Source organism: Psychrobacter sp. A3 (assembly GCF_028823565.1).
Lineage (GTDB): Bacteria > Pseudomonadota > Gammaproteobacteria > Pseudomonadales > Moraxellaceae > Psychrobacter > Psychrobacter celer.
Map to the genome: position 1 here is coordinate 1 of NZ_JAPEHS010000120.1, position 5,676 is coordinate 5,676.

The 5,676-nt window shown below is 47.9% G+C and carries 6 protein-coding genes; 3 read left to right on the forward strand and 3 right to left on the reverse strand.

Going from position 1 to position 5,676, the window contains the following annotated elements; all coding sequences use genetic code 11:
* Positions 1–145: 145 nt before the first annotated feature.
* The 3 genes from NK638_RS11700 to NK638_RS11710 all read right to left on the reverse strand — a co-directional run bounded on the left by NK638_RS11700 (position 146) and on the right by NK638_RS11710 (position 2,393).
* Positions 146–937 (reverse strand): ABC transporter permease, encoded by a 792-nt coding sequence (locus NK638_RS11700; protein WP_274633143.1) that lies wholly within the window; start codon positions 935–937, stop codon positions 146–148.
* A gap of 105 nt (positions 938–1,042) precedes the next feature.
* Entirely contained in the window at positions 1,043–1,765 is a 723-nt protein-coding gene (locus tag NK638_RS11705) for an ABC transporter ATP-binding protein (RefSeq protein WP_274633144.1), read from the reverse strand.
* Between the two features lie 13 nt (positions 1,766–1,778).
* The gene (locus tag NK638_RS11710) at positions 1,779–2,393 is read right to left on the reverse strand and encodes a thioesterase family protein (protein WP_274633145.1); all 615 of its coding nucleotides are present in this window, start codon (positions 2,391–2,393) and stop codon (positions 1,779–1,781) included.
* A 238-nt stretch (positions 2,394–2,631) separates the two neighbouring features.
* Here NK638_RS11710 and xthA point away from each other — a divergent pair, with 238 nt between their 5' ends.
* From xthA to NK638_RS11725, 3 genes are all read left to right on the forward strand, one after another.
* Positions 2,632–3,456, forward strand: coding sequence for an exodeoxyribonuclease III (gene xthA / locus NK638_RS11715; protein WP_198336233.1), 825 nt, complete (start codon positions 2,632–2,634; stop codon positions 3,454–3,456).
* 74 nt (positions 3,457–3,530) lie between these two features.
* Positions 3,531–4,754 (forward strand): bifunctional glutamate N-acetyltransferase/amino-acid acetyltransferase ArgJ, encoded by a 1,224-nt coding sequence (argJ, locus tag NK638_RS11720; RefSeq protein ID WP_274633146.1) that lies wholly within the window; start codon positions 3,531–3,533, stop codon positions 4,752–4,754.
* A 394-nt stretch (positions 4,755–5,148) separates the two neighbouring features.
* Positions 5,149–5,547: a DUF4377 domain-containing protein gene (locus NK638_RS11725; protein WP_201585453.1), complete on the forward strand. Its 399-nt coding sequence runs from the start codon at positions 5,149–5,151 to the stop codon at positions 5,545–5,547.
* Positions 5,548–5,676: the final 129 nt, after the last annotated feature.

Consider the following 5,676-nt stretch of genomic DNA (forward strand, 5'->3'; position numbering starts at 1 on the left):
ATGACATTTTTAGAGTGTATCGACTATATATATAATTGACAATGACAATGAACGGATAATGAAAAGAAGTGAGGCTTGATGGAGTAAATTGGGTGACTATCAGTTGAATTGAGGACACGCCCTAATAGAAGCCAGCAATTGGCAGTCAAGGAAGCGAGAATTGCTGGTTTTTATTAAAAAATCGGCGGTAAGTGAGTAGGGCGCTGATGGTGCAGCCCAATGTGCTACTCACACAGATCAAAAACATGGTGACTATTTGATAGCGAATGGCTTGGGTAGGATCAGCGCCTGCTAAGATCTGTCCTGTCATCATACCAGGTAAGCTCACCACGCCGACCACCAACATAGAGTTGAGCGTCGGTGTCATACCATTGATGATGGCCGTTCGTATCTGCTCATGTACAGCCTCAAAGGGCGTCGCAGATAAGCTGAGCATCATCTCGATACGCGCTTGCTGCTCATAAAAGGCATTGATCAGCTGGTTACTGGTCAATGAGATGGCAGTCAGTGAGTTGCCTAATATCAGACCCAAAATAGGAATCACAAACTGCGGTGTGTACCATGGCTGCACTTCTAAAATAACCAAGATAGCAATGGCTGTCACCACTACTGCGGAGACACTAACGGCAAGCAGCGTATCGATAAACAAGCCTTTATAGCGGCGTTTGACTCGGTTTTTGGCCGCACTTCCTGCAATCAGTGTCATTATGGTCAAGATGGATAAAACTTCATACCACTGCTCGCGCGCAAATACCCACGCTAAGATGAGACCGATAAAGCTCAGCTGCACGACTGTACGTAGCGCCGCCATAAATAGTGTCTTGGTCAGATGTAGACGCAAACGCCAAGAGACCATCAATACTATGAGGATTAAGCTGCTGGCGAGCGCAATGTCGCCATATGTGAGAAATATCTGCATATCGTCGCTGGTGTTCATCGCGGCTCACTTTGTCAGCCAAGTATGCTGGCTCACTCATTTATTTTTACTGCCCGCTGTGCCTACGCAGACATGTACCCTTTGATGCGTTCATTGAATTTACATTTACCTGATTTTAGTCAGTACGCCTGCTTGCATATGCCAATGCTGGTCTGCCAATGGCAGGATGTCTTGGGTATCATGCGTGACCCACAGTACCGTGCGTTGTTTGCTTTTTTGTACCCAGTCGGCGAGAAGCGCAACCAGCTGCGCGGCCGTATCGACATCTAGCGCGGCGGTAGGCTCGTCTAGCAACAAGACACGCGGCTCTAGTTGTAGTAAGCGTAAGGTGTTGACCAGCTGGCGCTCGCCGCCTGATAAGTGATAGGCATCTTTGTGCAAAAAATCACCCCCTCGGCCTAAATAAGCAAGCTGGGCGGTATGCCAATCGCTATCAAAGCATAGATGCTGATGCGCCCGCAACTGGAAAGGCAGCTGCAGATTATCAAGCACGCTGCCTTCTATCAGCTGAGGGTGCTGCGCGAGCAAAGCGACTTGAGCGCGCCACTTGGTAGGTGAGATATCTTGTATGCCCCAAAAGCGGGCGTGGGGTGGCTCGTGCGTGGGTCTTAACCGTACGGTGCCCGCGCTGATGGGCAAAAGCCCTGTCAACACCCTTAGTAGTACCGATTTGCCGCTACCAGATGTACCCGTCAGGACGGTCACCTGTCCTGCTAATAGTGTGCCACTGGCTTGTTGTATCAGTCGTTTTTTTTGTCCATCACTACCATGAGTCAGCACCTTGATATGCTCAAATGCCAAGATAGTATCGTCGTTGTCGGTACTCATCGCTGGGCGCTGTCTATTGAGCAGCTGGTGTCTGAATTGGTGACTGCCGTGCGGCGGCTTGCTCAATGGCCACCCGCAGCTTTTGAGGTACGCGAATGGGGCGCATGGGGGCGCCGTTGGCAGCAGCGGTATCGGCTGCATGGTCCTTGTCACCAGTATTTGGTGTCGGTCTTAGCTGGTTTTGCACGCAGGCGATGACAATTTTGCCACGGCTTAATAGCCCGGCGTTGCTGCTAGCTGCGCTATCTGTCAGATGCCGATGGATACTTTGATAAAACACAATGCTGGCAGGCTTTATCTCGACGTCATCGATACGTACGCTGATGACTTCATCTAACAATATTGCCCGTTTGTATTGTAGGTCTGCTTGACTGACGACAAAGTGCTGCACGTCGCCTGTATCTGTCTGTAAAAAATAACCGTTGAGACCGAGTTTGGCAAACCAATCACGGCGACAGTTTTCAAAAAACACCAGATGATTGGCATGGTAGACTATACCGCCAGCATCGGTATGGTTAATATAGACATTATAGTCTTTTGCAAATAGTGGCGAGATACTATCGCTGGTGGCTGTTTTTGGGGTGTGGTGCTCGGTTTTTTTTATCGTTGTTTGCGTGCTTGTTGTCATATGAGTACTCAGTATAGTGATACAGGATGTCTGTGCGATGGTTTAGTGCCAAAAGTTGCGTTGCATGCCCAAAAAGTGTCAGCTATTTATTATGAGGTATCATGGCCGCTGACCAGTAGCAACTACTCTAGCTTAAGATATCTGGGCGTGCAACAGTCAGACCCATTTACGTCTGCTATCATAGTGCGTCACATCAGTGTATCGCTGCGTATTTTCATCAATCAGTATAGGATAATTTATGACCCGTTTTGTCAGTTTTAATATCAATGGTATTCGTGCCCGTCAGCATCAGCTAGAGGCAGTGCGAGAGGTGATCGATCCTGATGTGATGGGATTGCAAGAGACTAAAGTACACGACGATCAATTTCCTTTATCGGCGGTCGAGGGTTTGGGGTATCATGTAGAATACTTTGGCCAAAAAGGGCATTACGGTGTGGCTCTGTTATCCAAAGTTGCGCCGATATTTGTCCAAAAGGGGTTCCCTGGCGAAGACGTAGATGCTCAAAAACGCTTTATCCACGCCCGTTATGAGCTGCAAGGCCGTGAAATTGATGTATTAAATGGCTATTTTCCGCAAGGCGAGAGCCAAGACCATCCCACCAAGTTCCCTATGAAGCGTGCCTACTATGCCGATTTGATGGCATATATCGACACGCTCAAAGCTGAAGGTCGCTCACTGGTGATTATGGGTGATATGAATATCGCGCCAGAAGATATCGACATCGGCATTGGGGAAGCAAATGCCAAACGCTGGCTAAAAAATAGAAAGACTTCATTTTTGCCAGAAGAGCGTGAGTGGTATGCCGATTTGATGTCGCGTGAGCTGACGGATACGTACCGCCTGCATTATCCAGAGAGTACCGAGCTATATAGCTGGTTTGATTACCGCAGTCGCGGCTTTAATGACGATCCGAAGCGTGGTCTACGTATCGACCATATTTTGTGTAGCGCGGATCTCGTCGATCACTGCGTGGATGCGGGTATCAGCTATGAGCTTCGTGGTATGGAAAAGCCTTCTGACCACGCGCCAATTTGGAGCGCGTTTGCTCTTAGCAAAGTATAATTTGAATCAAATATGGCCTAAATAAACAAACCGTCTGAATGAACCATCTATATAAGCAAAATAAGGAAGCCCCTATGGCTGTTGGAAATGTTGCGATACCTGATACTATTTATCCCATCGAAGGCGTCAAACTAAGTGCGACCGCGGCAGGCGTGCGTTATAAAGATCGTGATGATTTGGTGGTGCTTGAGATTGCTGAGACGGCCAGCTGCGCCGTTGTCACTACCAAAAACACCTTTTGTGCGGCGCCTGTACGCGTACTGCGTGAGCACTTTGACACTCACAGTCCACGCTATCTTGTGATCAACACTGGTAATGCCAATGCTGGGACGGGTGCCGATGGCAAACGCCGCGCCCAAGAGATATGTGCGGCATTGGCCACTAAAGCTGGCGTCGATACCCAGACGGTCTTGCCGTTTTCGACAGGGGTCATTGGTGAGCCGCTAAACAGCGATGCGGTCATTGCAGGGTTGGATGAGGCGCTTGTTGGTTTGGCGGCTGATAAATGGCTGGCCGCGGCAAATGGCATTTGTACCACTGATACTATACCCAAGATTGCGAGCCAAAAAATCGAGGTGGCGGGCAGCTGCTATCATGTGACTGGTATTTCAAAAGGCTCAGGCATGATACGTCCAAATATGGCAACCATGCTAGGCTATGTGGCGACAGATGCCAATATCAAAGCCGACCTGCTACAAGAGATGCTGGGTCAAATCAATGAGCAGTCCTTTAACCGCATCACAGTCGATGGAGATACCTCGACCAACGATTGCTGCGTGTTGATCGCCACAGGTGCAGCCAGCTCGGAGGTAATCGAGAGCCCTGAGCATCCGCATTACTCAGCGGTATTTGCTGCCTTGACAGAGGTGTTTGTCCGTCTGGCGCAGTTGATTGTACGAGATGGGGAAGGCGCAACGAAGTTTATGACGGTCAAAGTCACCGGCGGCAAAGTCACACAAGAATGCTGTGATGTGGCCTATGCGGTCGCGCACTCTCCATTGGTCAAAACGGCGTTTTTTGCCAGCGATGCTAATTGGGGTCGTATCTTGGCGGCGGTGGGTTATGCAGGGATTGAAGATCTTGATACCGAGCAAGTAGATGTCTATCTTGATGAAGTGATGATTTGCCAAAAAGGCGGCGTGGCGCCAGATTATACAGAAGAGGCGGGTAAGGCGGTGATGAGCCGCCCAGAGATTACCATTCATATCGATCTGGCACGCGGTGATGCTAGCGATACCGTTTATACCTGCGATTTGTCTTATGACTATGTCAAAATCAATGCAGACTATCGTAGCTAACTGATAGCGGCTATTTATTGATACCTTAATACCAAGTGTAACAGCCAGAGTGACCGATACGGTGTCGCTCTGGCTTTTTTTGTGCCTTGTTAAGCCAATATGAGGAGACGTGCTCGAAGTAAATACGCGGTGAGTAGCAATTTACTCTGTGATTTAATACGCTTTATTAACAGCAGTTGCAAAAGCTGACGTTACTTTACAAAGCAGTCATAGAGGAGAAGCAGCACTGCGCCCTATACTTATTTCAGTCAGCAATACATCAAACGGTTAAACCAAACTATCAAGTAATCATAACCTGATAAGTGTGAGACATACGACGATAGTTATAAAATGTGCCAAACAATAACGTAAAACAAGTAATAAAAACGCATAACCAATAACTGAGGATTGAATAATGAAAAAATTAGCCATTGCAGCATTAATGACCACATTTGCCCTATCAGGTTGCTCTACCATGGGGATGGATAGCGAGCGTACCATGGTGGTTGAGGGGCAGCCAATGAATGTCAAAGTCGTCAATATCCCAAGCTTTGAGGTAGAGATTGCACCACGAAAAGCTGTTTGTGACCTCACGGCAACCGATGGCACCACCGTTGAAGCTGAATGCTTGCAGTATCGTCAAACCCATCAGAAAAACTACACCACATTAAATGGTAATATCCAAGGTTTCACTTATGAGCCAAACTATCGTTATGTACTCGATGTGCGCCAAGAAGCCGTAACTGCTGAAGGCTCAAATGTGGTACAACCGGTCTGGATCTTAAATGAAGTAATTTCTAAGACAGCTGAGTAATGACGCTAACTGCTGACTAAAACTATTGTAGACAGCCATCATACTGACGACAGATATCGAGGGCGTATTGACCATTCAACCATGGCACTGACAGAGACTATTTTTTAGACGATTCGAAGGTAAAAATAG